Source organism: Lysinibacillus sp. GbtcB16 (assembly GCF_019091145.1).
GTDB lineage: Bacteria > Bacillota > Bacilli > Bacillales_A > Planococcaceae > Lysinibacillus > Lysinibacillus fusiformis.
Genome location: NZ_JAGXJV010000185.1, coordinates 1 through 358 on the forward strand (window position 1 = coordinate 1; position 358 = coordinate 358).

Sequence of the window (358 nt, forward strand, 5' to 3'; positions counted from 1 at the left end):
TGAAACCGTACTTTTTAATGTACTATCCGAAGGAAGTTCAAGCGTGTGAAAGGCGATAGTCTAGCGGTAGGTGAGAGATAATGCAAAATATCCCACATCAAATCGTGTACGATTTCTATGCCAATTACGTGTCTATTTTGACTAAATATGAAAAAGAAATCACGCAGAAAGAAATAGAACGTGTAGTTGGATTAGGGATGAATTGTATGTGAGTGGCGAAGAGGAGAAAGCTAATGTAGTTCACATTCAATGAGATTATATGTTTATATTTTTGAATTTAGGTGTATATCTTTTAATAATATATACCATGTTCTTTTATTCAAATAATTCTTTGAAACTTGAAGTGTACAAACGTGAT

The 358-nt window shown here is 32.7% G+C and carries 2 pseudogenes; one reads left to right on the forward strand and one right to left on the reverse strand.

What is annotated here, in order from left to right:
- Positions 1–96: 96 nt before the first annotated feature.
- A pseudogene (locus KVT27_RS26865) lies at positions 97–235 on the forward strand (RNA-guided endonuclease TnpB family protein); the annotation flags it as partial.
- 28 nt (positions 236–263) lie between these two features.
- Here the strand turns inward: KVT27_RS26865 and KVT27_RS27595 are convergent.
- A pseudogene (locus KVT27_RS27595) lies at positions 264–358 on the reverse strand (DUF1796 family putative cysteine peptidase); the annotation flags it as partial.